1 protein-coding gene is annotated in these 541 nt (G+C 72.3%); it reads right to left on the bottom strand.

Going from position 1 to position 541, the window contains the following annotated elements; all coding sequences use genetic code 11:
• Positions 1 to 541: autotransporter-associated beta strand repeat-containing protein (locus tag HV742_RS32040; protein ID WP_175147290.1), on the bottom strand; the 541-nt coding region annotated here is incomplete at both ends.

Raw genomic sequence — 541 nt, 5'->3', positions numbered from 1 at the left:
AGACCAGGCGGGCAAACTCGCCCTCGATGCCGCCATCCGCGCTGAACAGCGGCACATCGTGCTGGACCTGGTGGGCAATGCCGGACAGCGTGAGCGCCACGTCCTTGCCAAGGGTCACCTTGCCCGCCGCCGTCAGGCTGGCGGAAGCGGTGTTGCCGCGCAGCGTCTCCCGCAGCCGCAGCGCCGACCCGTCCTGCAACAGCGCCGCCCCGGTCAGGCCGACGCTGGCCGGCGCATGGACGTCCAGCGCCGCTCCGCCAGCCACCGTCAACCCGCCCAGCGTGTTGGCCACCGGCTTGCCATTGCCGAACTTCAGCGTCCCCGCGGCGACCGTGGTGTCGCCGCTGTAAGCATTGGCGCCGGTCAGCGTCAGCACGCCTGCGCCGTTCTTGGCCACCGCGCCCGCGCCGGAAATCACGCCCGCGTACGCCGCCGCGTCGCCACGGTCGAAGACCAGCGCGCCGTTGTTGACGATATCGCCCGTCACCGAGCCGGTGGCGCCGCCGTCGCCCAACTGGAGCGTGCCGCCCGTGATCCGGGT

This window comes from Achromobacter ruhlandii (assembly GCF_902859695.1).
Classification (GTDB): Bacteria; Pseudomonadota; Gammaproteobacteria; order Burkholderiales; family Burkholderiaceae_B; genus Achromobacter; species Achromobacter ruhlandii.
Note: the sequence above shows the minus strand (reverse complement) of the source record. Positions and strands in the feature narration are given on the sequence as shown.